The sequence below is a fragment of the Geofilum rhodophaeum genome (assembly GCF_002210225.1).
Classification (GTDB): domain Bacteria; phylum Bacteroidota; class Bacteroidia; order Bacteroidales; family Marinilabiliaceae; genus Geofilum; species Geofilum rhodophaeum.
Map to the genome: position 1 here is coordinate 534,143 of NZ_MWUJ01000001.1, position 23,919 is coordinate 558,061.

Annotated in this window: 22 protein-coding genes; 10 read left to right on the forward strand and 12 right to left on the reverse strand. The window is 50.9% G+C overall.

Going from position 1 to position 23,919, the window contains the following annotated elements; translation table 11 throughout:
• Positions 1–5: 5 nt before the first annotated feature.
• From B4W65_RS01925 to sufB, 10 genes are all read right to left on the reverse strand, one after another.
• Positions 6–995, reverse strand: a complete 990-nt coding sequence (locus B4W65_RS01925; RefSeq protein ID WP_088653404.1) for a GSCFA domain-containing protein — start codon at positions 993–995, stop codon at positions 6–8.
• Between the two features lie 66 nt (positions 996–1,061).
• Positions 1,062–1,925 carry a hypothetical protein gene (locus tag B4W65_RS01930; protein ID WP_146697681.1) on the reverse strand — a complete coding sequence of 288 codons (864 nt, stop codon included), beginning with the start codon at positions 1,923–1,925 and terminating at the stop codon, positions 1,062–1,064.
• Between the two features lie 323 nt (positions 1,926–2,248).
• Positions 2,249–3,088, reverse strand: a complete 840-nt coding sequence (locus tag B4W65_RS01935; protein WP_088653406.1) for an alpha/beta hydrolase — start codon at positions 3,086–3,088, stop codon at positions 2,249–2,251.
• A 69-nt stretch (positions 3,089–3,157) separates the two neighbouring features.
• Positions 3,158–4,108, reverse strand: a complete 951-nt coding sequence (gene queG, locus B4W65_RS01940; RefSeq protein ID WP_088653407.1) for a tRNA epoxyqueuosine(34) reductase QueG — start codon at positions 4,106–4,108, stop codon at positions 3,158–3,160.
• Between the two features lies 1 nt (position 4,109).
• Positions 4,110–4,427 carry an SUF system Fe-S cluster assembly protein gene (locus B4W65_RS01945; protein ID WP_088653408.1) on the reverse strand — a complete coding sequence of 106 codons (318 nt, stop codon included), beginning with the start codon at positions 4,425–4,427 and terminating at the stop codon, positions 4,110–4,112.
• A 26-nt stretch (positions 4,428–4,453) separates the two neighbouring features.
• Entirely contained in the window at positions 4,454–4,879 is a 426-nt protein-coding gene (locus tag B4W65_RS01950; protein ID WP_088653409.1) for a SufE family protein, read from the reverse strand.
• Between the two features lie 44 nt (positions 4,880–4,923).
• Positions 4,924–6,144, reverse strand: coding sequence for a cysteine desulfurase (locus tag B4W65_RS01955; RefSeq protein WP_088653410.1), 1,221 nt, complete (start codon positions 6,142–6,144; stop codon positions 4,924–4,926).
• A 1-nt stretch (position 6,145) separates the two neighbouring features.
• On the reverse strand, positions 6,146–7,525 hold the full coding sequence (gene sufD / locus B4W65_RS01960) for a Fe-S cluster assembly protein SufD (RefSeq protein ID WP_088653411.1): 1,380 nt from the start codon (positions 7,523–7,525) through the stop codon (positions 6,146–6,148).
• Between the two features lie 2 nt (positions 7,526–7,527).
• A complete protein-coding gene (gene sufC / locus B4W65_RS01965; protein ID WP_088653412.1) occupies positions 7,528–8,277 on the reverse strand; it encodes a Fe-S cluster assembly ATPase SufC in 750 nt (249 codons plus the stop codon).
• Between the two features lie 47 nt (positions 8,278–8,324).
• On the reverse strand, positions 8,325–9,773 hold the full coding sequence (sufB, locus tag B4W65_RS01970; protein WP_088653413.1) for a Fe-S cluster assembly protein SufB: 1,449 nt from the start codon (positions 9,771–9,773) through the stop codon (positions 8,325–8,327).
• Positions 9,774–10,055: 282 nt separating this feature from the next.
• On the opposite strand from sufB, the gene B4W65_RS01975 reads away from it, so the two are divergent.
• The 10 genes from B4W65_RS01975 to lpxA all read left to right on the forward strand — a co-directional run bounded on the left by B4W65_RS01975 (position 10,056) and on the right by lpxA (position 20,681).
• Complete coding sequence (locus B4W65_RS01975; protein ID WP_088653414.1) at positions 10,056–10,874, forward strand: ion transporter; 819 nt, start codon at positions 10,056–10,058, stop codon at positions 10,872–10,874.
• Between the two features lie 58 nt (positions 10,875–10,932).
• A complete protein-coding gene (locus B4W65_RS01980) occupies positions 10,933–11,559 on the forward strand; it encodes a 5-bromo-4-chloroindolyl phosphate hydrolysis family protein (RefSeq protein ID WP_158522750.1) in 627 nt (208 codons plus the stop codon).
• Entirely contained in the window at positions 11,556–12,647 is a 1,092-nt protein-coding gene (locus B4W65_RS01985) for a toxic anion resistance protein (protein WP_088653416.1), read from the forward strand. The genes B4W65_RS01980 and B4W65_RS01985 overlap by 4 nt, the downstream gene beginning before the upstream one ends.
• Before the next feature lie 38 nt (positions 12,648–12,685).
• Entirely contained in the window at positions 12,686–13,381 is a 696-nt protein-coding gene (locus B4W65_RS01990; protein ID WP_088653417.1) for an NfeD family protein, read from the forward strand.
• Between the two features lie 6 nt (positions 13,382–13,387).
• Positions 13,388–14,716, forward strand: a complete 1,329-nt coding sequence (locus tag B4W65_RS01995) for an SPFH domain-containing protein (protein ID WP_088653418.1) — start codon at positions 13,388–13,390, stop codon at positions 14,714–14,716.
• A 12-nt stretch (positions 14,717–14,728) separates the two neighbouring features.
• Positions 14,729–15,994, forward strand: coding sequence for an SPFH domain-containing protein (locus B4W65_RS02000; RefSeq protein WP_088653419.1), 1,266 nt, complete (start codon positions 14,729–14,731; stop codon positions 15,992–15,994).
• Positions 15,995–16,124: 130 nt separating this feature from the next.
• The gene (locus B4W65_RS02005) at positions 16,125–17,372 is read left to right on the forward strand and encodes an HD domain-containing protein (RefSeq protein WP_240509450.1); all 1,248 of its coding nucleotides are present in this window, start codon (positions 16,125–16,127) and stop codon (positions 17,370–17,372) included.
• Between the two features lie 76 nt (positions 17,373–17,448).
• On the forward strand, positions 17,449–18,483 hold the full coding sequence (gene lpxD, locus B4W65_RS02010) for a UDP-3-O-(3-hydroxymyristoyl)glucosamine N-acyltransferase (RefSeq protein ID WP_088653420.1): 1,035 nt from the start codon (positions 17,449–17,451) through the stop codon (positions 18,481–18,483).
• 2 nt (positions 18,484–18,485) lie between these two features.
• Complete coding sequence (locus B4W65_RS02015) at positions 18,486–19,886, forward strand: bifunctional UDP-3-O-[3-hydroxymyristoyl] N-acetylglucosamine deacetylase/3-hydroxyacyl-ACP dehydratase (RefSeq protein WP_088653421.1); 1,401 nt, start codon at positions 18,486–18,488, stop codon at positions 19,884–19,886.
• Complete coding sequence (gene lpxA, locus B4W65_RS02020; RefSeq protein ID WP_088653422.1) at positions 19,887–20,681, forward strand: acyl-ACP--UDP-N-acetylglucosamine O-acyltransferase; 795 nt, start codon at positions 19,887–19,889, stop codon at positions 20,679–20,681.
• 110 nt (positions 20,682–20,791) lie between these two features.
• On the opposite strand, the gene B4W65_RS02025 is transcribed toward lpxA, so the two are convergent.
• Positions 20,792–21,466: a hypothetical protein gene (locus B4W65_RS02025; protein WP_088653423.1), complete on the reverse strand. Its 675-nt coding sequence runs from the start codon at positions 21,464–21,466 to the stop codon at positions 20,792–20,794.
• An 11-nt stretch (positions 21,467–21,477) separates the two neighbouring features.
• Positions 21,478–23,838, reverse strand: a complete 2,361-nt coding sequence (locus B4W65_RS02030) for a leucine-rich repeat protein (protein ID WP_088653424.1) — start codon at positions 23,836–23,838, stop codon at positions 21,478–21,480.
• Positions 23,839–23,919 lie beyond the last annotated feature (81 nt).

Sequence of the window (23,919 nt, forward strand, 5' to 3'; positions counted from 1 at the left end):
CCAGACTACTGTCTAACAAGCGCTTCCAAAGAACTAAAATCAAGATTCGGATAGCGTTTGACCAAATCAGCGATTTTTTTCGCTGTTTTTTTTCGAAAAGACTCAAAAGAAAGTGCTCCCGGATGGAGCGGCCGGTGCCTCAGTTCCGTCAAAAGCTGCTGTACCTCCCGATAAAAGGCAAGTGCCTCCTCGTTGAGCCAGGCCCCGGAAAAACGGTCCCAGATATAATCCACTGCCTGCGCCGAAGGATGCAACATATCGTCGGCATAAAAACGGTAATCGCGCAGTTCGTCCATCATCAACTCGTAGGCAGGAAAGTAGGCGTTACCTGCATGCTGCTCCAACAATTCCTCCACAGCCAGCAGAAGCACCGCCTTCGACAGCTGGTTGCCGTGGGCCCCGTCCTTCCAGTGCCTGACGGGACTCACCGTAAAAATCACCTGCAAATCAGGATTCTCCTGCCGCAAAGCCACCAGCAGCCTTTGCCAGCGTTCAACTACAGCCCGTACCGATAAACGGTAGCGCTGAAAATCCCTGGCCGGAAACTTGTGACAATTCGCCACCACCTGGTGCGCCTCGCCAAGAGCGTAGACCCAGGCCGTTCCAAAAGTCACCACCAAACAATGGGCCTCCTTTAAAAACGAATGCCCCTTCAGGGTAGCTGCATTAATGGCCTGCACCACCTTAGCGGCATCGGGACCGCTGAAACTGCCGTGGTGCTGAAAGCTGTGCCACAATCCGTCCCGCTCCACCAAATCGCCCAAAGCCACCTGTCGGTTCTCCAGAAAAGCCTCCAAAGCAGCGGCCACAGAAAAGGGATTAAAAAGCACTCCGTGCGGATTCACCAGCACCTTAAAACAGGCCTCCTCCATCCGCTGCCCCACATTCCCCGCAAAACAGGAGCCCATAAAAAGCACCCCGGAATGCACCCCCAATCGTTCCGCATCGGGAGCGGGAGTACAAACAATCGATGTTCTGAACGGATCCTTCTTCATAAAGCGAGGGGGACTTCTGTGCCCTCGCAAGATAACACTTTGCACCCACTCGCAAAACTCTTCCTCTTAAAAACACCGGTGGCGGAAGCCCTCTGCCCAGCGCGACAAATCTGCTGTGGCAATAAAAAGACTTGAAAAAAGAAAGCAACCCGGGAGGTCGCACAAGGCGGAGGGACTGCAGGGGCAAGCCTCCGACTGTTTCCGATAAAGCGCCTGAAGGAAGTGCAGCGTAAAAAGCCGGGCTGTCTGAGACGAAGGCGAGTTCCCGGCTTTTAGCCAGCGCACCGAAGGCGCCGGAAACAGACGGCAGCGCAGACCTTGCAATCCCGCAGCCACCAGAACCTCCCGCCAAACTCTTTCTCTAAAAAAGCCCGGTGGCGGAAGACCTCTGCCCAGCGCGACAAATCTGCAGTGGTGATAAACCAGCTTGAAAAAAGAAAGCAACCCGGGTGGGTCGCACAAGGAGGAGGGACTGCAGGGGCAAGCCTCCGACTGTTTCCGATAAAGCGCCTGAAGGAAGTGCAGCGTAAAAAGCCGGGCTGTCTGAGACGAAGGCGAGTTCCCGGCTTTTAGCCAGCGCACCGAAGGCGCCGGAAACAGACGGCAGCGCAGACCTTGCAATCCCGCAGCCACCAGAACCTCCCGCCAAACTCTTTCTCTAAAAAAGCCCGGTGGCGGAAGACCTCTGCCCAGCGCGACAAATCTGCAGTGGTGATAAACCAGCTTGAAAAAAGAAAGCAACCCGGGTGGGTCGCACAAGGAGGAGGGACTGCAGGGGCAAGCCTCCGACTGTTTCCGATAAAGCGACTGAAGGAAGTGCAGCGTAAAAAGCCGGGCTGTCTGAGCCGAAGGCGAGTTCCCGGCTTTTAGCCAACGCACCGAAGGCGCCGGAAACAGACGGCAGCGCAGACCTTGCAGTCCCGCAGCCACCAAGACCTACTGCCCCCAAAACTCTTCCACTTAAAAACACCGGTGGCGGAAGACCTCTGCCCAGCGCGACAAATCTGCAGTGGTGATAAACCAGCTTGAAAAAAGAAAGCAACCCGGGTGGGTCGCACAAGGCAGAGGGACTGCAGGGGCAAGCCTCCGACTGTTTCCGATAAAGCGCCTGAAGGAAGTCCAGCGTAAAAAGCCGGGCTGTCTGAGCCGAAGGCGAGTTCCCGGCTTTTAGCCAACGCACCGAAGGCGCCGGAAACAGACGGCAGCGCAGACCCTGCAGTGCCGCAGCCACCCAGACCTCCCGCAACGCGCCCTTATTTCAAGCGCTCCTCCATCCACGCCACAATGTCGCTAAAAACAAGATCCGCCACCGGCTCCCGATGCAACTCATGCAAAGCCCCCTCATAGCCCTTAAAACTACAGTTCTCCGGATACCGCGCAGCAAAACGCTCCGTAGCCCCGCAAGAAGTCAGCGGATCCGCCTCCCCGTGCAGTAAAAGCATCGGCAAGTGAAAATCCAAACCCTTCGTCATCAAGAAGCGCGCACTGTCGTTCAACTCATTAAATAAGCGGAGACTGATGCGACCGTGCATCAAAGGATCCTTATCCGACTCCTCCCGCTCCGCAGGCAAACTCGTCATCTGGTCCGACCGGATGCCCGTAGAAAAAGTCCACTCCGGCCACCACATATCCGCCCAGCGCCCAAGGCGCTGCAGCCAGGGCTTCGGCGGGTGTACCAACTCCAGCCAGGGAGATGTCACCACCACCCCTGCAAAATCCTGCCGACGAAAACGCAAGAAATTCAAAACCAGATTGCCCCCCATGCTGTGCCCGTATAAGAACCAGGGCACATCCTCAAAATTGCGCTCACAACGCCGCACCAGCATCGACACATCGTCCATCAACTCCGTAAGCGAATGCACAAAGCCCCGTGGGCCATGCGCCTTCCCATGTCCACGATAATCCAGCGCATAGACAAAAAAGCCCAGCTTAACAAAGCGACGGGCCCAATCGTTGTAACGGGCACCATGCTCACCAATGCCGTGCACCAACAAAATACAAGCCCGAGGCTTCCCCTCCGGCTTCCAATAATGCCCATGCAGCGGCATACCGTCGCCCGACACCAAAGTAAAAGTGTGATAAATCTTCCCCATCACCAGTAAAGTAAGTAGTAACAGGGGACAAATCTAAAAGAAATTCAGATACGCCAAACACCTTGGCCCCTAAAAACAAGAAACTTGAGCAAAAGAAAAGTTGCGCTGCCAACCACTGAATTTGGCTCTTTTTACCGCCGAACCCTTAAACAATCGGGAAAAATCCGCCTGCTCCATACTGCGCCAGCGGTCCACATCCATAGCCAGCAGCTCGGCAGAAGGCACAAAAGCCGGTTCGTCGTGGGCGCCGGGGCGGCGGTTCCAGGGACAAACTTCCTGACAAATGTCGCAGCCGAAGGTCCAGCCTTCGGTTTTACCCGCAAATTCTTCAGGAATATCCGCCGCCTTATTTTCAATGGTCAGGTAAGAAAGACAGCGGCCGGCATCTACCGTTCGACCGGAGAGAATGGCGGTGGTGGGACAAGCATCGATGCACAAGGTGCAGCCCCCGCAACGATCGTTATAAGCAGGCACATCCTCTGTCGGAAGATCGAGGTTCAGCACCAGCTCCGACAAAAACACATAGGAACCCAGTTTGCGATGAATCAGGAGACTGTTCTTACCAATCCATCCGAGTCCCGCCCGGGCGGCGAGACTCCTTTCGAGCAAGGGCGCAGAGTCCACAAACACCCGTCCCTCCAACTGCGGGTAAAGGTCCCGCTTGATAAAATCAAACAGCGCATTCAATTTGGCCCGGAGCACATCGTGGTAATCCTGCCCGTAAGCATAACGCGATATTTTGGGGAAACGCTCCGACAAGACGGGCTCGGCCGGCTTGTAATTGTAGAGCAGCGAAACCACCGTTAAGGCCCCCTCCACCAGGCGGGCCGGATTCGTTCGCTTTTCAAAGTGATTGGCCATATAGCCCATACCGGCATGATGGCCGGCATCGAGCCATGCCTGCAAGCGCTCCGCATCGCCCTCCAGTTGGGTGGCGCGACTAAAGCCCAGATCGGCAAAGCCCAGTCGCAGCGCCTCTTCGCGAATCTGCCTTTTCAGATGTTCGCCGGCCAAATGCATCTTAGAGCAAACCCAGTTCGAGCAAAGCCTCGTCCGACAACATATCCCGATCCCACGGCGGATCAAAGGTCATGTTCACCTCTGCCGAGGTCACCCCTTCCACACCAGCCACCACATCGCGCACCTCTTCGGGCAGCGATTCTGCAACCGGGCAATTGGGCGAGGTCAGGGTCATCACAATACGCACCTTCCCGTCCTCCTGCACATCCACCTCATAAATCAGTCCCAGGTCGTAGATATTCACCGGAATCTCCGGATCATAAACTGTTTTTAGGGCATTGATGATGTCTGTTTCCTTACTCAAAAATTCGTTGCTCATAGTAGTTTCCTTTTTGGGTCGCCCCCCTACCTGGCCAACTTGGTTTTATAAGCCAGCGCATACATGCGCATCTGCTTAATCATAGCCACCAAGCCGTTCGAGCGGGTGGGCGACAAGTGTTCCTTAAGGCCAATGGCATCAACAAAAGCCAAAGGGGCCTCTAATATCTCGTCGGGTGTTCGTCCGTTCAGCACCCTGATCAGAAGGGCGACAATCCCCTTCACAATAATGGCGTCGCTGTCGGCCATGAAATAAATCAGGCCGTCTTTTTCCCAAGCGTACAACCACACCTTACTCTGACAACCCTCTATCAAATTTTGGTTGCTTCGGTGCTCCTCCTCAAAATCGGTTAAATCGTTACCCAGCTCAATCAACAACGAATAGCGATCCATCCAGTCGCTGAGCATCGAAAACTCTTCAACAATTTCCTTTTCGCGTTCCTCAATAGTCATCGTCCCTTATTTAGTAAAGGCCAAATTTCACGATTTTTTGATCCCTACGCAAAAAGTTGGCGCACTTTCAGCAGGCCCTCCGCCAAAGCATCCACCTCAGACTTGGTGTTGTACAGTCCAAACGAAGCCCGTACCGTACCCGGAATCCCAAAGCGATCCATCAAAGGCTGAGCACAATGGTGACCGGTACGCACGGCAATCCCCATCTTATCGAGCAGCGTGCCCGCATCAAAGGGGTGGATGCCTTCAGGTAAAAAGGAAAGCAGGCTGCCCCGCTGAGCTGCCGTTCCATAAAAAATAAGATCGCCCAGACCTTCAAGTCGCTCCACCGCATAGGCAAAGAGTTCCTTCTCATAGGCCCCTATCGCAACCATCCCCAGCTGCTGCAAATAATCCACCGCAGCACCGAGTCCCACCACCCCCACATAGTCGGGCGTACCCGCCTCAAACTTATAGGGCAGTTCGTTGTAGGTGCTGCCCGAAAAGCGCACCTGTTGAATCATTTCTCCGCCACCCTGCCAGGGCGGCATGGCTTCAAGCAATTCGGCTTTGCCGTAGAGCACACCGGTGCCGGTGGGACCGTACATTTTATGGCCCGAGAAAACGTAGAAGTCGCAATCAAGTGCCGCCACATCCACCCGGGTGTGGTGAATGGCCTGGGCCCCGTCGATCAAGACCTTAACACCCTTGCTGTGCGCCAGCTCCACAATGTCTTTTACCGGATTGATGGTTCCCAACACATTGCTGATGTGGGTAATGGCCAACAAGCGTGTACGCTCATCGAGCAAAGCAGGCAAGGCCGCCAAATCGAGCTCCCCATTGTCGAGCACGGGCAGTACTTTAAGCTCCAACTGCATCCGCTCAGCCAGCAACTGCCAGGGCACAATGTTCGAGTGGTGCTCCATTTCACTCACCACAAGGGCATCGCCCGGCTGCATAAAAGCCGCCCCAAAAGAATGGGCCACCAAATTGATTGCCTCGGTAGTGCCCCGGGTAAAAATAATTTGACGACTCTCCGCCGCGTTGATAAAGTCGCGCACCTTTTCGCGTGCCGCCTCAAAAGCCTCGGTACTGAGGTTGCTGAGCGTATGTATCCCCCGGTGTATGTTGCTGTTGTACTCATAATATACGCGGTCCATCGCCTCCACCACCTGGCGCGGCGTTTGTGCGGTAGCACCGTTGTCAAAATACACCAAAGGCCGCCCGTTCACCGGGCGGCTCAGTATGGGAAAATCCTTGCGGATTTCATCAATGGGAAAATTCATTTCATTCGCTTTTTGCGCGACCGGTACCCAACTGGCCGCAAACCACACAGGAGTCGCATTTGTCGAGTTCGCCACGGAAGCGCTTCTCCACCAATTCCCGAATCTGCTCCTTCAGAGCGGGCACCTGAATTTTTTCGATCACCTCGTAGGCAAAGGCATACATCAGCAGAATATTGGCTTCTTCCTTACTGATGCCACGGGCCCGCAAGTAAAACATCGCGTTCTCATCGAGCTGACCCACCGTAGCACCGTGACTGCACTTCACATCATCGGCATAAATCTCCAACTGGGGACGGGTATTCATTTTGGCGTTCTCGGTCAGCAAGAGGTTGTTGTTGCTCTGATAGGCGTTGGTCCGCTGAGCATCCGGCGCCACCAAAATGCGACCGGTAAAAGCTCCGGTACTGGCATCGTCCATCACCCCCTTAAACAACTCGTTGCTCTCGCAATCGGGCACCGCATGATTGATGAACGAGAAATTATCTACGTGCTGGTTCTTGTCGATCACATACAAGCCCGAAATGTGGTTTTCGGCATGCGGTCCACCCAGGCGTGAAAAAATATTGTTGCGGGCCACCCCGGTGTGCAGAGTAAAATAGTTGGCGTTAAGCAAAGAGCGCGCCGCCTGATCGAAGTGGTAAGCACCGACCTGAACCGTTCCGTTATGCTGATTCTGCAGGTTGTAAAAGTCGAGCATGGCCGACTCAGCCACATGCCCTTCCGTAACGGTATTTACCACAAAACGGCTCATCGACATGGTATGGTCGCAAAACAAGACGCGTGCCTGGGCCTGCTCTTCCACCACAATGAGGTTGCGCTGGTTCACCATCAAATCCTGTTCGCCGGTCAACACATTCACCACCTGAATGGGCTTTTCTACCACCTTGCCCTTAGGCACGTAAATAAAAATGCCGTCGGTAGCAAAAAGGGTATTGAGGGCCACAAAACCGTCTTCCTCCACCTTGGCCAGCGATCCGTAGTAGCGCTTCAACAGTTCGGGATACTTTTTCGAAAGTTCGGCAAAACTGCCGGCCTCCACCCCGTCGGGCAAAGCCTCCACATTGCTGCCGGCCACAAACTTCCCGTTGACCGTAAATAAGGTGTAGGAGTCGAGCTCGTGCACATTGCACTCAAATTGCTTCAGCGCTTCCGAAGTCGCCCCGTTGAGTCCGTAAGCCTGCGTGTACCCGGCCTTAAACCAGGCCTGCAGATTGGTGTACTTGTAGGCCTCTACCTTCGAAGAAGGAATACCCAACTTCGAAAAGGCCTCCATCGCACCTTCCCTGGCTGCGTTCACCCCCGGTGCCGCATCCTTTTCAATCAACTCCCTGTTCTCGGCAAAAAGCCGCTGCAGGGATATGTCGTGTTCCGATAATTGCATACTTACTCCATTTCCTGTTTAATCCAATCGTACCCGTTTTTCTCCAGCTCGTAGGCCAGTTCTTTGCCGGCCGACTTTACAATTTTGCCTTTGTACAACACGTGTACGAAATCCGGCACAATGTGGTCGAGCAAGCGCTGGTAGTGGGTAATCAGGATGGTGGCGTTATCGGGACGGCGCAATTTATTAACCCCGTTGGCCACTATGCGCAAAGCATCAATGTCCAGTCCCGAGTCGGTCTCATCCAAAATGGCCAGTTTCGGATCCAGCATAGCCATCTGAAAAATTTCATTCTTCTTTTTCTCTCCACCCGAAAAACCCTCGTTCACCGAGCGGTTGGTCAGGTCCGAATCAATATCGACCAGTTGTTTGCGATCGCGCATCAGCTTCAAAAAATCGCTGGCCGACAGCGCAGCCTCGCCCCGGTACTTTTTCTGCTCATTAAGGGCCGTACGCATAAAGTTGGTCATGCTCACGCCCGGAATCTCCACCGGGTACTGAAAACTTAAAAAGAATCCCTCCCGGGCACGATCTTCGGGAGACAAATCAAGCAAATCCTTTCCGTTAAACTCCACGCTGCCTTCGACAACTTCAAAAGCCTCGTTTCCGGCAAGCACCGAGGCCAGGGTGCTCTTACCCGAACCGTTGGGCCCCATAATGGCGTGAATCTCTCCGGCCTTCACATCCAGATCAATGCCTCTTAATATTTCTTTGCCTTCAATCTTGGCATGTAAATTTCTTATCTTCAACATGATGGTATGTTTTACTTTTTCTTAATTATACAACAAGCTTTAACGACTTATCCTACGCTGCCCTCCAGGCTGATCTGAAGCAGTTTCTGCGCCTCAACGGCAAACTCCATAGGCAATTGATTGATGACCTCTTTCACATAACCGTTTACAATGAGGCCCACCGCATCTTCGGTATCGATGCCCCGCTGGTTACAATAAAAGATCTGGTCTTCCCCAATTTTTGAAGTCGTTGCCTCGTGCTCTACCTTGGCCGAAGGATTGTTGATCTCCAGATAGGGGAAGGTATGTGCCCCACACTTATCGCCCAGCAACAGCGAGTCGCATTGCGAGAAATTCCTTGCATTGTCGGCCTTCTTCGATACTTTAACCAGGCCCCGGTAGGAGTTCTGACTCTTACCGGCCGATATTCCCTTGCTTACAATCAGACTGCGGGTGTTCTTACCCAGGTGAATCATTTTGGTTCCTGTATCGGCCTGCTGATAATTGTTGGTCAGTGCCACCGAATAAAACTCGCCCACCGTATTGTTGCCCATGAGCACGCAACTCGGGTACTTCCAGGTAATGGCCGAACCGGTTTCGACCTGCGTCCACGATATTTTGGAATAATCGCCCTTACAGATGCCCCGCTTGGTCACAAAGTTGTAAATACCTCCCTTGCCCTCCTTGTTGCCCGGGTACCAGTTCTGTACGGTAGAGTACTTCACTTCGGCCCGGTCGAGGGTCACAATTTCAACCACGGCAGCATGCAGCTGATTCTCATCACGCATGGGCGCAGTACAACCCTCCAGGTAGCTCACATAGCTGTCGTCTTCGGCCACAATAAGCGTACGCTCAAACTGTCCGGTATTCATCGTATTGATGCGGAAGTAGGAGGACAGCTCCATGGGACAACGCACGCCTTTGGGAATAAACACAAAGGATCCGTCGCTGAACACCGCCGAATTAAGTGCAGCAAAGAAATTGTCGCCCGAAGGCACCACAGTACCCAGGTATTTTTTTACCAAATCGGGATACTCCCTGGCCGCCTCCGAAAAACTGCAAAAGATGATGCCCTTTTCGGCCAGAGTTTCCCTGAAAGTGGTTTTTACCGAAACGCTGTCGATGATGGCATCGACAGCCACTCCCGCCAAAATCTTCTGCTCGTCGAGCGGTATCCCCAGCTTATCAAAGGTCGCCCGCAATTCCGGGTCCACCTCATCCATGCTGTTCAGCTGCGGCTTCTTTTTAGGTGCCGCATAATAAATAATGTCCTGAAAATCAATTTTCGGAATTTTCAGATGCGCCCAATCGGGCGACTCCATTTGCAACCACTTGCGATAGGCGTCCAGGCGGAATTCCAACATAAATTCCGGCTCCTGCTTCCGCCTGGAAATTTCCCGAATCACCTCCTCGTTTAATCCCTTGGGAAGCACGTCCATATCAATATCGGAATGAAAACCGTACTGGTATTCGCGATTGGTTACTTCTTCCAACAACTTATCCTGTTCGCTTGCCATAGTATTTTTAATCAGTTACTTTCTTACTCATTTAAACAAGCCCCCCTGCAAAGAGTTCACCCCCTTTTTATCAGAAAAACCAGCGTTTTATAACTGCGGTCTATATGGATTTGAATTACACAAAAACAAAATCCGACAATAAGAGGAAGGGGCGAAGGGCAAAATTACAAAACTATTTAGATTAATTAAACTTAAGGGGAGAAGAATGTCTTAAATTAAGACCCCTTAACAATCGATTGACTACCACCGTCAAACTACCGGGAATTTATTAAATTTGTGTGTATGGAAACAAGACCAAGCCTGCGGCAACGACTCTACCGCATCATATTTGAAGCCGACACCCCTGCCGGCAAGCGCTTCGATATTGTACTGCTGGTGCTCATTGTACTCAGCATTGCCCTGGTTATGATCGAAAGCGTACCCCGCATCCACACCCGCTTCGGCTTCGAGCTCGAAGCCGGCGAATGGTTCATGACCCTGCTCTTTAGCGCCGAATACCTCTTGCGCATATACTGCTCCCCCAAACCCCGCAAATACATTTTCAGCTTTTTGGGCATCGTGGACCTCCTGGCCATTTTGCCCACCTATTTTTCGCTGATGGCCCCCGACGCCCAGGCCCTCATCGTCATCCGTGCCGTGCGCCTCCTGCGCATTTACCGCATCCTCAAACTCTACCACTTTGTGCGCGCCGGCAACCTGCTGGTACTGGCCCTGCACCGAAGCGCACGCAAAATACTCATATTTATGATATTCATCGTCATATTGGTGACCATGCTCGGCAGTCTCATGTATGTCATCGAACACGGTCAGAACGGATTCTACAGCATCCCTTTGAGCATCTACTGGGCCGTAATCACCCTTACCACGGTGGGCTATGGCGACATTGTTCCCCTGACCGATCTGGGCAAATTCATCGCCTCCTTCATTATGATACTGGGCTACAGCATCCTGGCCATCCCCACCGGCATTGTCTCGGTAGAGATGTCGCGCACCTTTAACGAAGCCACCGACGAGGACAAGAAATGCGCCCACTGTGGGGAACCCCGCCACGCCCCGGAAGCCAATTTTTGCCGCATCTGCGGCAAAAAACTGAGCGATTAAAAGGTTCAAATCCAGAAAATGCTTATCTTTAGACTTCAGCTTAACACCCCTTTTATCCGTGCCCCACGAAAAAGAGACACCCCCATCTGAAAAAGAACGCAACTGGCAAACCTTAGTTCCGGCCGGCCTGTTGTTTGGCCTGCTCTTTTTTGTACTGCGCTTTCCGCTCATCTTTTCCGCCCTGGCCGGCACCGCCCTCTTTTTTGCAGTCGACTACCTACTGAAAAAACGCCAGACTGCCCCAAACGAAAATCCCGCCGCAAGTAAGTCCCCCAACGACCTGCTGCAAAAGGCCCGACTGCAACTCAACCAGCTCGAGGACCAGATTCCACGCATCCAAAATCTCGAATTACAAGCACTGCTGCGACAAATCTGTTCCACCGCCCGCCGCATCCTGCAGAAACTCGACGAAAAGCCTGCCCTAATAAACGAGGTACGTCGCTTCATCACCTACTACCTTGAAGCCACCCACAACCTGCTCGCAAAATACCTGCGGGTACAAAACGACCCAGGCAGTCCCCAACAAAGCAGCGAGCGCACCCAAAGACTTCAGCAGACCCTCCAAACCGTAGCGACCTCCTTTCAGCGCCAGCTTGAAAAACTTTTAGGCAATGAGTGGGTCGATCTCGACATAGAAATGAAAGTTCTTGAGCAAACCCTTAAAGCAGAAAACCAACTACCATGAGTAACGCAGCACCCCAGCAAGACCAACAGGCAGTGGCCCGCGTCAACATTGACCAATTGCCTGCCGCCTTACGCGAAAAAGCCACCAGTCTGGCCACCAGCATCGACCTCAGCGACAGTCAGCAAGTACTCCAATACGGCATCGGCGCCCAAAGCAACATCGCCACCTTTTCCGAGTCGGTCCTCACCAAAGTGCGGACCAAAGACACCGGCTACGTAGGGGAAAGTCTCATGGATCTGGGCCAAAGAGTCAAAGATTTAAAAGCCGACCAGCTCGGTCGCAAATCCCTCCCGCTTATTGGTCGACTCTTCAACTCGCTGCAACGCTTCATCCAGCGCTACGAAAAAATCAGCACCCACATCGACCGCATCAGCGACCAGCTCGACAAGGCTAAAATGCAATTGCTGAAAGACGTGGCCATGCTCGATACCCTGTACGACAAAAACCTGGAGTATCTGGGCGATCTGGAAGTTTACATCGCCGCCGGAGAACTCAAATTGCAAGCCATCCGGCAAAGCGAATTGCCCCAGATGGAAGAGGCAGCCGCCCAATCGGGCGATGGCGCACAAATTCAACAACTGCACGACTACAAACAACTGGTGCACCGCTTCGAGAAAAAAATCTACGACCTGCGTCTGAGTCGCACCATCGCACTGCAAACCGCACCACAGATCCGCCTGATACAAAACAACGACCAATTGCTGATCGAAAAGATCCAAAGCAGTTTGCTCAACACCATCCCCCTTTGGAAAAATCAGGTCGTCATCGCCATCAGCATCTTCCGGCAAAACAAAGCCTTGCAGCTGCAAAAAGAAGTTACCCAAACCACCAACGACCTGCTCAGCCAGAATGCAGAGATGCTCAAGCAGAGCTCCATTGAAACTGCCCGCGAAAACGAACGCGGCATTGTAGAAGTAGAAACCCTCAAAAAAGTCAACCAAAACCTCATCAGCACCATTGAAGAGACCCTGGCCATACAGCAAGACGGTAAAAATCAACGCCGCCAGGCCGAAACAGAACTGCTTAAAATTGAGCAAGAGCTTCGGGAACGACTGATGGCCCTGAAAGCGCCTGATCAAAATGCTTAAGCCCCATAAAAACGCAAACCATTATACCCAAAACATAAATGGACCGACTCCTTTACCTTTACATAGCCAGTGGCGTATTTGGCCTGGGCGTAATTCTCGTTGATTTTTTCACCAACGCCATCAGCTCGTTTCAGACCGATGGTGGAGATGCCGACGGAGATGATGGCGGAGATGATGGCGACGAGGGCGAAGAAAACGCCCCCCGCATGCGGGAGCTCACCGATTTGGCCGAAGGGCCCGACAGCGATGGCGACAGTCCCCGCGACAAAGGCTCTTACATCACCGACTACCACCGACCCCGCACCAGCAGAGTGCTTAAATTCATCGGCTACCTGCGCACCCTGATTTACTTTTGTGCCGGCTTCGGCATCATCGGCAGCTTTGCCCTGCTCACCGGCGAAAGTCGCCTCTCCAGCCTCCTCTGGAGCATCCCGGTAGGCGGCATTACCGTACTCATCTTCAAACTGTTTAAGCGCATTCAAAACAAGCAGCTCGACTCCAGCTTCAGCGACCGCGATTTTCTCGACCAGGGTGGAGAGAACCTGCTGCCCCTGCGCCCAAAGGAAATGGGCAAGGTGCGCATCCATTTCGGCAAGCTCCAAATTGAGCGCTACGCCCGCCTGGCCGAAGGGGCTGCCCCCCTCCAAAAAGGCGATCCCATACGCGTAGTGCGCGTCGATCAGGAAGTGGTGTACGTACAAAAAGACGAACTTCAATTACCAACTCAAAACTAATATTTTATGGAAGATCTGTTCAACGCAGGCACTGGTGGCCTGCTGGAGGGACTCTTAGGCGTAGCCGCCTTCTTTGTCCTCCTGGGCCTCCTAAAGGCCTTCATCAAAGTGGCACCGCCCGACAAGCTGCTGGTCATCACCGGCCGCAAACGCAAAGAAAACAACAAAACCTTCGGCTTTAGCGTGGAACGGGGACGCAGCAGCGTCATCCCCTACTTTCAGAGCGCCGACTTTCTGGACCTCAGAGTACTCCCCATCAACGTACAGGTAGATGGCGTAAACTCTGCCAACGGCATTACCGTTGGCGCCGATGCCACCGCCTGCGTGTGCATCGACGACGACAACCCCTCCATGCTGTATTCCGCCGTAGAACGCCTGATGGGAAAAGACGTGAACGAACTGCAGGAGCAGGTGCGCCAAACCCTCATCGGCAACTTCCGGGGCGCCCTCAACAAGGCCACCCCGCTGGAAGCTATTGGCATGCAGGACAGCTATCAGGACGATGGTGACCCCAATCCCCATCCCGAGGGCGACGGTCCCGAGGGCGACCGCGCCCAATTCCGCAACGCCTTAATGATGGACATCAACAGCGACCTGGCCAGCTTCGGCATGAAAGTGGTTTCTGTGTCGTTGCAAAAAATATGGGACAGCTCCAACTACATCGGCAATCTGGCCCAAAAAACCCTTGCAGAAAAGCGTCAGGACGTTGAAATTGAAGAAGCCGCCCTGCGTGCCCTGGCCGAAAAAACCGAGTCCGACGCCAAACGTCGCATCGAACTGGCCAAAGCCAAAGCCAACGAGCAAATCATCGACGCCCGCGAAAAGCTGGAAATGTACAAAAAGGAAAGTGAAGCCAGCATTTTGCAGGTAATGTCCGAAGCCCACAACAACATTGAAGCTGCCCGCAACAAAAGTCTGCAACGCATTGAAGCGTTGAACAACGACCTGAAACAGTTGAAAAACGAAACCGACATCCTGATTAAGGAAAAAGCACAGAATCAGGCCGCAGACATCTTGAGTCAGGGCGATAAAGAAGCAGTAAAAATCATCGAAAGCGCAAAAAACAGCATCCTCAAAAAGAAAATGGAAGTCATTTCCAAAGCAAAGGAAACCGGCTGCTCCGTACTCTTTTTGCAGCAGCAACTCCCGCACCTGTATGATTCCTTTAAAAAGCACTCCGCCAGCATGGGCGTGGACTCCTATCTGTTGATGGATAAGGACAAGGGATTCAGCAGTGCAGTGAACCGGGGCCCCGAGTCCTTTGTGGGCTTCCTGGGCGAGTTTGAGAAAGCCACCGGCATATCGGTGAAAGGATTTTTTGCAACCCAACAATAAGAAAACAACACCATGATAGTTTTTGTAAGTGTATTTTTAGGTTTGATCATCCTGACCCTGGTGGTTCAGGTGGTCTCCAACATGCGCATAGTCGGTGGTAACGAACTGGGCATCATCTCCGGAACCGGAGGAAAAAAAGGTTTTCAGATGATCAGCGGAGGACGAATTTTCACCATTCCTTTGCTCCACCGCTTTGCCAAAATGGACCTCACGCCCCACACCATCGAGGTGGTAGTAGATTCGGCCATAGCCGAAGGGGTAGTTCCGCTCAACGTTAAAGCCACGGTAAGTTTTGCCATTGCGTCTAATCAGGCGGGCCGCGCTTTGGCCGCCACCCGCATCCTCCACATGGTCAACCACGAAGACGAACTCAAGTCGGTTGCCAGCAACATCATCGAAGGGCACTTGCGCGACTCCATCGCCACCATGACCCCGGTGCAGGTGATGCAGGACAAGGATACCCTGGTGGCCAAGATGATCAATGTATGTAAGAGCGATCTCGAAAACATTGGTCTGGAAATCACCACCATGAACATCGCCGACGTGGACGACCATCGGCTCTCCGGCGTAGAAGAGCCGGACCTCTACATTGCGCTTTTGAAAAGAGTGCAGACGGTAAACGCCGAGACCAAGGCCCGTAAGGCCATAGCCGAATCGCGCGCCAATGCGGTGGAGCAGGAAGAAGCGCGCAAAGCCGAAGTGGCCGTTCGCAACATCGAAAACCAGTACGAAGAGCTGGTGGCCGAGACCAAGGTGAACATTATGCAGGAAAAGCAGCTCGAAAAAGTAGGAATCGAGAAAGTGTTGCAGGATATGAAGGCCCAGGAAGGTGCACTGCTTTCGGAGATCGAAGCAGAAAAACAGAAACTGGAAATGCTTCGCCACAAATTCGAGGCAGAAATTGTGACTCCCGCCAAGGCCGAAAAAGAGCGCATGGTGCTGCAGGCACGGCAGCAAACCTTTGCCTTTTTAGGTAAAGCCGAAGGAGAAATCGAAGAGCTGAAAGAAACCATCGACATCATCAACCAAAATCCCGAAACAGGCAACAAAGTTTACCTGATCGAGAATTTTGAACGCTTGATTCGTCCCTTTGCAGAAACCCTCGATTACTTCCCGGCCAAGAACATTTCGGTAATCACCGGACTCGAAGGCAGACACGAACCCATTTCGGCCATTCATCCGAGTGCCGTGGAAGAAATGAAAAACAACCTGATCAGTTACACCACCGCAGGGGCCGTAAAGGGACAAACCCGCCCAGACAAAGACCTGGAAGAGTAAGTCCCCCCAGCTCCCTTTTCAAACAGCGTCGGCCAGCAGGCCGACGCTGTTGCATTTATGTCGGCTATAAGCCGCAAAAAATCTTAACTTTGCAGCGACAGCTTAGGGTTTCATTAAAGGAAATGCCGACTTGAAAACCATTAATAAAAAGAAAATCATCAACGATCCGGTCCACGGTTTCATCAACATACCGGGCGAACTGCTTTTCGACCTCATCGAACACCCCTACCTGCAGCGCTTGCGCTGGATCAAGCAACTGGGCATGACCCCCCTTGTGTACCCGGGTGCCACCCACACCCGCTTTCAGCATACCCTGGGCAGCATGCACCTGATGACGCAGGCAGTGGAGACCTTGCGGGCCAAGGGACAGGACATCAGTCCCGACGAGGCAGAGGCCGTTCACGCCGCCATATTGATGCACGATTTGGGCCATGGCCCCTTTTCCCATGTATTGGAGTCGACCCTCGTGCGGGGCATTCACCACGAGACCATCTCCCTGCTGTTTATGGAAAGACTCAACCAGTACTTTGGAGGTCGCCTGCAAATGGCCATCGATATTTTCACCAACCGCTACCCAAAAAAATTTCTCCATCAACTGGTCAGCAGTCAGCTCGACATGGACCGCCTCGATTATTTGTTGCGCGACAGCTTTTTTACCGGGGTATCCGAAGGGGTGGTGAGTTCCGACCGCATCATCAAAATGCTTTGCGTAGCCAACGATCAGCTGGTGGTGGAGGCCAAAGGCATCTACTCCATCGAAAAATTCCTGATTGCCCGTCGCCTCATGTACTGGCAGGTGTACCTGCACAAAACCGCCCTGGTGGCCGAAAAAATGCTGGTCAACCTCTTCAGAAGAGCCCGTCAGCTGAGCGCCGACAACGATCTGGGAGCCGTACCGGCCCACCTGCTCTTTTTCCTGCGCCACCAGCCCTCAGTAGAAGATTTCCGCCATCGTCCCGAAGTGCTCGATCACTTTGCCATGCTCGACGACAGCGACATCATGACCAGTCTCAAAAGCTGGACCCTGCACCCCGACAAAGTCTTGTCGACCCTGGCTGGGGGACTCCTACGCAGGGAGCTTCTGGCCATAGAGGTGCAGGACGAGACTTTTCCACCGGAACGCATCGACAAACTGTTGGCCGCCACGCAGGAGTATTACCAGCTGAGCTCCCCCGAAGAAGCCGCCGCCTTTTGCTTTGCCACCAGTGTAGAAAACAACACCTACAGTGTGCGCGACGACAAAATCAACATCCTGGGCCGCAACGGCCAAATAAGAGACATCTCCGAAGCCTCCGACATGCTCAACTTGTCGGTCCTCTCCAAAACCGTAACCAAGCAAATTTTGTGCTGCCCCAAAGCCCTGCGGAGTCCCGCCTGACCAGCCCCCGCCACCACCCCGCGCCCTGCTTTTTTTACCTGCATTATTTTCGTAGTTTTGCACAAATAATTTTTTCATGGAGTTTACTGCCGAACAAATAGCCTCCCTCATCGAAGGGAAAATAGAGGGAGACCCCAAATCGCTGGTGCGCGATGTTTCCAAAATAGAAGAGGGCCGGCCCCAAACGCTGAGTTTCCTTTCCAACCCCAAATACGAACAATACATTTATACCACCCAGGCCTCGGTAGTCATTGTCAACGACGACTTTAAGCCGGAGCAAGCGCTCAGCGCCACCCTCATTCGGGTGCCCGATGCCTATCGGGCGCTGGCCAAACTCCTCCAGTTTTATCAGGAAGCCCAACCCAAAAAGACCGGGATTGAACAGCCTTCCTACATTGCCAAATCGGCCACATTGGGCGACTTTGCCTACGTAGGGGCCTTTGCCTACATCGGCGAGGGCGTAAAAATCGGCAACAACGTACAAATTTACCCCCAGGCCTACATCGGCGACGGGGTAAGTATTGGCGACAACAGCATTGTTTATTCCGGAGCCAAAATTTACCAGGGCTGTAAACTGGGACAAAAATGCGTGATTCACTCAGGCGCCGTAATCGGCTCCGATGGCTTTGGCTTCGCACCCGGGGAAAACGGCCAATTCGAAAAAATACCACAGGTAGGTATTGTGGTGCTCGAAGATCAGGTAGAAATTGGGGCCAACACCACCATCGACCGGGCCACCATGGGCGCCACCATCATCCGTCGTGGCACCAAGCTCGACAACCTCATACAGGTGGCCCACAACGTTGAAATAGGAGAAAACAGCGTATTGGCTGCCCAGACCGGCATCGCCGGAAGCACCAAAATAGGCAAGCAAGTGATGTTTGGCGGTCAGGTAGGCATTGCGGGACACCTTAAAATTGCCGACGGTGTAAAACTGGCGGCGCAGACCGGCGTGTCCAAAAGCATCACCAAAGCAGGGACCGTACAAATGGGCTCTCCCTCCATGGATGCGATGCAATACAACAAAGCCTACGTGTTTTTCCGCAAGCTGCCCGAATTAAAGACGCGCATCGACGAACTCGAAAAGAAATCATCCAACCAACAACCATAAACATGGCTGAAAAACAAAGAACCATAGCCAAGTCGGTCACCCTAAAAGGGCCCGGCTTGCATACCGGAGTAAATGTTACCTTAAACCTGCAGCCCGCTGAAGCGGGCCACGGCTACAAATTCAGACGTACCGACATGGAAGGCCAGCCGCTGATCAAAGCCCTGGTCGATAACGTAAGCTACACCCAACGCGGCACCGTGCTGCAAGAAGGCGAAGCCAAAGTAAGCACCATAGAACACTGCCTGGCTGCCCTGCGCGGTTTGGGGGTCGACAACTGTCTCATCGACGTAGACGGACCGGAAGTGCCCATTCTCGACGGCAGCTCTAAGTTTTTTGTGGCTGCCATTAAAGAAGCCGGAATTGTAGAACAGGATGCCGAACGCGAATACTTCGAGATCCGTGAAAAAATGGTGGTGGAAGACCCCGAGACCGGCAGCTACATCATTGCCCTGCCCGACAATTGTTTTTCGGCCCAGGTCATGATTTCCTTCAACAAATCCCTGCATTTGGCCAACCAGTTTGCCACCATCGAAAGCCTCGATGCCTTTGAAGAAGAAATCTCGATGTGTCGCACCTTTGTGTTTTTGCACGAGTTGGAACCCCTACTCAAAAACAACCTGATAAAGGGTGGCGACCTCGACAACGCCATCATCATCATCGACAAACCCATAGAGCAGGAGGAACTCGACCGTCTGGCCAAACTGTTCAACAAACCCTCCGTAGAAGTAAAGCCCACCGGCATTCTCAACAACCTGGACCTGCACTTCACCAACGAACCGGCGCGGCACAAACTGCTCGATGTAATTGGCGACCTGGCCCTTTGTGGCAGTCCCATCAAGGGACGCATCATCGCCAACAAACCGGGACATAAAATCAACGCAGAATTCACCAAAATTCTGCGCAAGGAAATTCGCAAGCGCCAGCTCAAAATCGATGCCCCGGCCTACGATCCCAACCAGGAGCCCGTTTACGATGTCAATCAGATAAAGGGCATGCTGCCCCACCGCTACCCCTTCTTGCTGGTCGATAAAATCATCGACATTCAGGACAAGATGGTGGTGGGCGTAAAAAACGTAACAGGCAATGAACCCTTCTTTACCGGCCACTTCCCCGACGAACCCGTAATGCCCGGCGTATTGCTGGTCGAGGCCATGGCCCAGGTAGGCGGCATTCTGGTTTTAAGTCAACTCGAAGATCCCCATACCTACAGCACCTACTTTTTGAAACTCGACAACATCAAGTTCCGCAAAAAAGTGGTTCCGGGCGACACCCTCATTTTTAAACTGGAAATGATGACCGAGATCCGCCGGGGCGTAGCCAATATGAAAGGCATGGCTTTTGTTGGCGACAACATCGTGGCCGAAGGAGAGTTTATGGCACAAATCGCAAAAAACAAGCAATAAATGAAGCAACCACTGGCATACATCCATCCCGAGGCCAAAATAGCCCCCAATGTGGTCATCGACCCCTTTGTCACCATCGATAAAAATGTGGTGATTGGTGAAGGCACCCGCATCGGCTCCAACGCCACCATTCTGGAGGGCACCCGCATCGGAAAAAACTGCAACATCTTCCCCGGCGCAGTCATTGGCGCCATACCGCAGGACTTAAAATTTGTGGGCGAAGAAACCACCGTAGAAATTGGCGACAACACCACCGTACGCGAATTTGCCACCATCAACCGGGGCACCAAAGCACGAGGCAAGACTGTAGTAGGCAACAATTGCCTGCTCATGGCCTACGTGCATGTGGCCCACGACTGCATCATCGGCAACAACGTTATTCTGGTCAACAGCGTTCAGGTGGCCGGGGAGGTCGTCATAAACGACTTTGCCATAGTAGGGGGGCTCTCAGCCATTCACCAGTTTGTGCACATCGGGGCGCATGTAATGGTGAGCGGGGGCTCACTGGTCAGCAAGGACATTCCGCCCTATGTCAAGGCCGGACGCGATCCCCTTTCCTATGTAGGTGTCAACTCCATCGGCCTGCGCCGTCGCTCCTTCACCAACGAACAAATACGCGACATCCAGGACTGCTACCGCATGCTCTTCCAATCTAAGATGAACAACTCAGATGCCCTGGTGCGCATCGAAGCCGAGCTACCTGCCTCCAAAGAACGCGATGAAATCATCCTCTTTGTCAAAAATTCGCAGCGCGGCATCATCAAGGGCTACGGGGCCGCCAAACAGGAAGAATAAAACAAGCTTTACATCATAAAAAAGCGGGAGGTCAACCTTACAGTGGACCTCCCTTTTTTATGTTCACAACCTGCTGGCAAAGAAAGCAGAAAACCAGCTTTGCGAAAAACCTATTCTAAAGCAAGTACCAGCTTGTGGCTTTTGGTTACATTTCCTTTGTCATCGACAACCTCAACATACCACTCCCACGAACCACCTGGGAGGTCGATCAGTATTTGGGGATTTACAATGCCCTCAACTTTATGAGGATTAGCCTGATTGTCACCCAGTGGATCAATACACAAAGTATAAGTTACATTATCAGCAGGTTCTGAGGCTGTCCAGGAAAAGAAAACGGAATAAGCATTGCCGTCAGATGCAAAACTCATTACTTCCGGTATATTTAATTTTGCGGCAGTGGGTCCAACAATTTCTATAGGGTCAATGACGGTACTGAAATTCCAAATATCTCCAAACACCTCTTCTTCTCCATCACTTGCCATCACTTGCCAAAAATAAGTTGTATTAGCTTCTAATGGCGTCCTAAATGTATAAGAGTGTAATAATATTTTTGATGCAATCACAGATAGGGTTCCTTCTGTTTTTCCCATCATCAAAGTATATTCTATGCTGTTATTATCAGCATCAGTTGACGGATTCCATATAAGTGTTGGCATTAGCTCAACACAAGCATGACTGTCACCGTAATAATAGGAAGGTGCAGTAGGAGGAGTGTTGTCATCTTTACAACTAAAAGTGACAACACTCAACACAAGAATTGTTATAAATATTATATTGACCTTCATCTCTTCCAGTATTATTGATTAATAAAAAGTTTCACAGTCTCATTGAATCCAGCATTGTTTACAACGTTTAACAAGTAGCCGCCTTCAACTAATGAGGAAACATCGATTGAAATGAGTTCGCCTTCTGTGCTAATTGTTTTTGTAAAAACCTCTCCCCCTTGAAGTGAATAGATCGTAAGACCATAATCTCCTCCCCATATCTCAACTGGCAAAGCAATTTTAAGTATTCCATTGGTCACAGGGTTTTGATAAACAATTAAACCAGAAACAGAGAAAGTTAGAATATTGTCCGCGGAACAATGATTTGCATCAATAATAGTTGCTGTATAGGAACCAGATTTAAGTTTTGCCGTTTCTAAATACCCAGTTTCAGTAATGTAATGCATGTCATTAATAAATACCTGGTAAGGAGCTACTCCCCCTTCAATGGAAAATCTGGCTTTTGAACCATCAACTAAAACACGACTACTCATTGGTTCTACAGATGGAATTGTAATTGTATGCTCAGAGACCACATCGTCCTCAAGAGTAAGGACCAGATTGTAAGTACCACTCGCTAAATTTGAAATGGTAAGTGTTTTATTAGGTTTTATTGTATAGGATGCGTCCCTTTCAAATATAAAGCAGGCAATATTCTGAGTTGCGGTTGAGGATACTTCAAGATAACCATTCTCTCTACTCGCACAATCGGGTGAATACCCTTTAATTGTAGCTGTAACATCGGCTATCCATTGTGCATAAAGTGAAAGATTTCTGGCTGGCATAGTTAGGGTATTTCCCGCATTGTAAAGACTCCCACTACCATCCTTTTTGGTATTCCAACCGATAAACCGATAATCGGCTTTACTCGTGTTGCCTTCATCAGACAAAACAAACACACTGTCTTGAACCATAAAACGTCGCGAAGTAGAATACCCTGATGGGGAAGCACTCCAATGATAATAAGATAATACATAAGCGTTATCCAGCACCGCGGTTAACCGATCACCATTATAAGCAATACTCTCACCTTCTAAAACAATTCTTCCACTGCATTTAAAAGCTGAAAAATCAGGATGACCATGCAGAGGCAGGATAATGCTACCTAAATAATAACCAAAAGCATAAGTGTCAACTGAACGAAGTTGACTTGGTTCTTGAAATACGACACTTGATAGATCATTGTAATCAAACGCCTTATAACCAACAACTTCAACACTCCCAGGAATTATGACATTTACCAAATCATTATTTTCAAATGCAAATCTCCCTATTGATGTCACCTGTTTAGGTATAACCAAATCTGATAAGAAATTGGAAGCGAACTGTCTTTCCCCAATTGTTTTTAAAGTTGCGGGTAAAACCAAAGAAGTAATTCCTTTACCTTGAAATATTCCTTTAGTCATTCCCAGAAGGTCATACCAAATGCCATCTATACCCACAACCTCCTGACCATCAAGAATTTCAGGAATGATTATGCTCTTGTTACTAAAATCATACGAGCATGACTTAATAACTCCATTAGATACTCTAACATCATCGTCAATGAGCGTATAAGGCGAAGAATACAAATAGTACGAGCTTGTTAAGTCTGTGATTATATCGCCAGCGAAAAAGTTAGTCTTGTTGCTTCTGTACCCTATAAAATCCGGATGAGAGTTTGTTGGAAGGGTTATCCCTGAAAGCAAATCATTTCCGGCAAAAGCATAACTATGAAGCATGAAGATTTGACTTGGCTCTTCAAAAACAACACTTTTGAGATTGTTCGAAAAAAATGCCCTACTCTCTATTTGCTTTACACCCGCAGGAATATTAAGACTTTCAATCTTATTAGATTCAAAAGCACGGGTGCCAATAAAATCTACGCCATTTCCAATTGACAAACTAACCAAATCATTCCCGGCAAAAGCAAGCAAACCTATATATGTCACATTATCGGGAATGGTTACTTCTTTTAAGCGATTATCTTCAAATACAGAAATACCAATGCTTGTAATACTATTGGGAATCGCAATTCCTGTTAAGAGGTTACGACTAAATGCATAGCTTCCAATGGTTGTGACACTATTCGGAATAGAAACACTTGATATTAAATTGTTGTCAAATGCGTACGAGCCAATCTCTTTCAAAGTGTTTGGAAGTTCAACTGAACTTATCCTTTTCCCACTAAAAACGCCATCACTTGAAGTCAACTCTGCGTAAGAAATTCCCAAAACAGTTTTACCATCTAACACCTCAGGAATAATAATATCTGTTATTTCAAAGTTGTAAGAACAAGATTGAATGAAACCATTTTCATCAACAACCACATCATCGTCGGTAAGTGTGTAAGACTGTCCTTTAAGGACAATCGTACTAAAACTCAGGATTAGAAGTAAGGCAAGTTTCTTCATAATTAGGGATTATAATTATTCACATTTTAGGTCCATGCTTGTGCTACATCGACAAAAAAAGCATTTTGAATCAACCTTTCA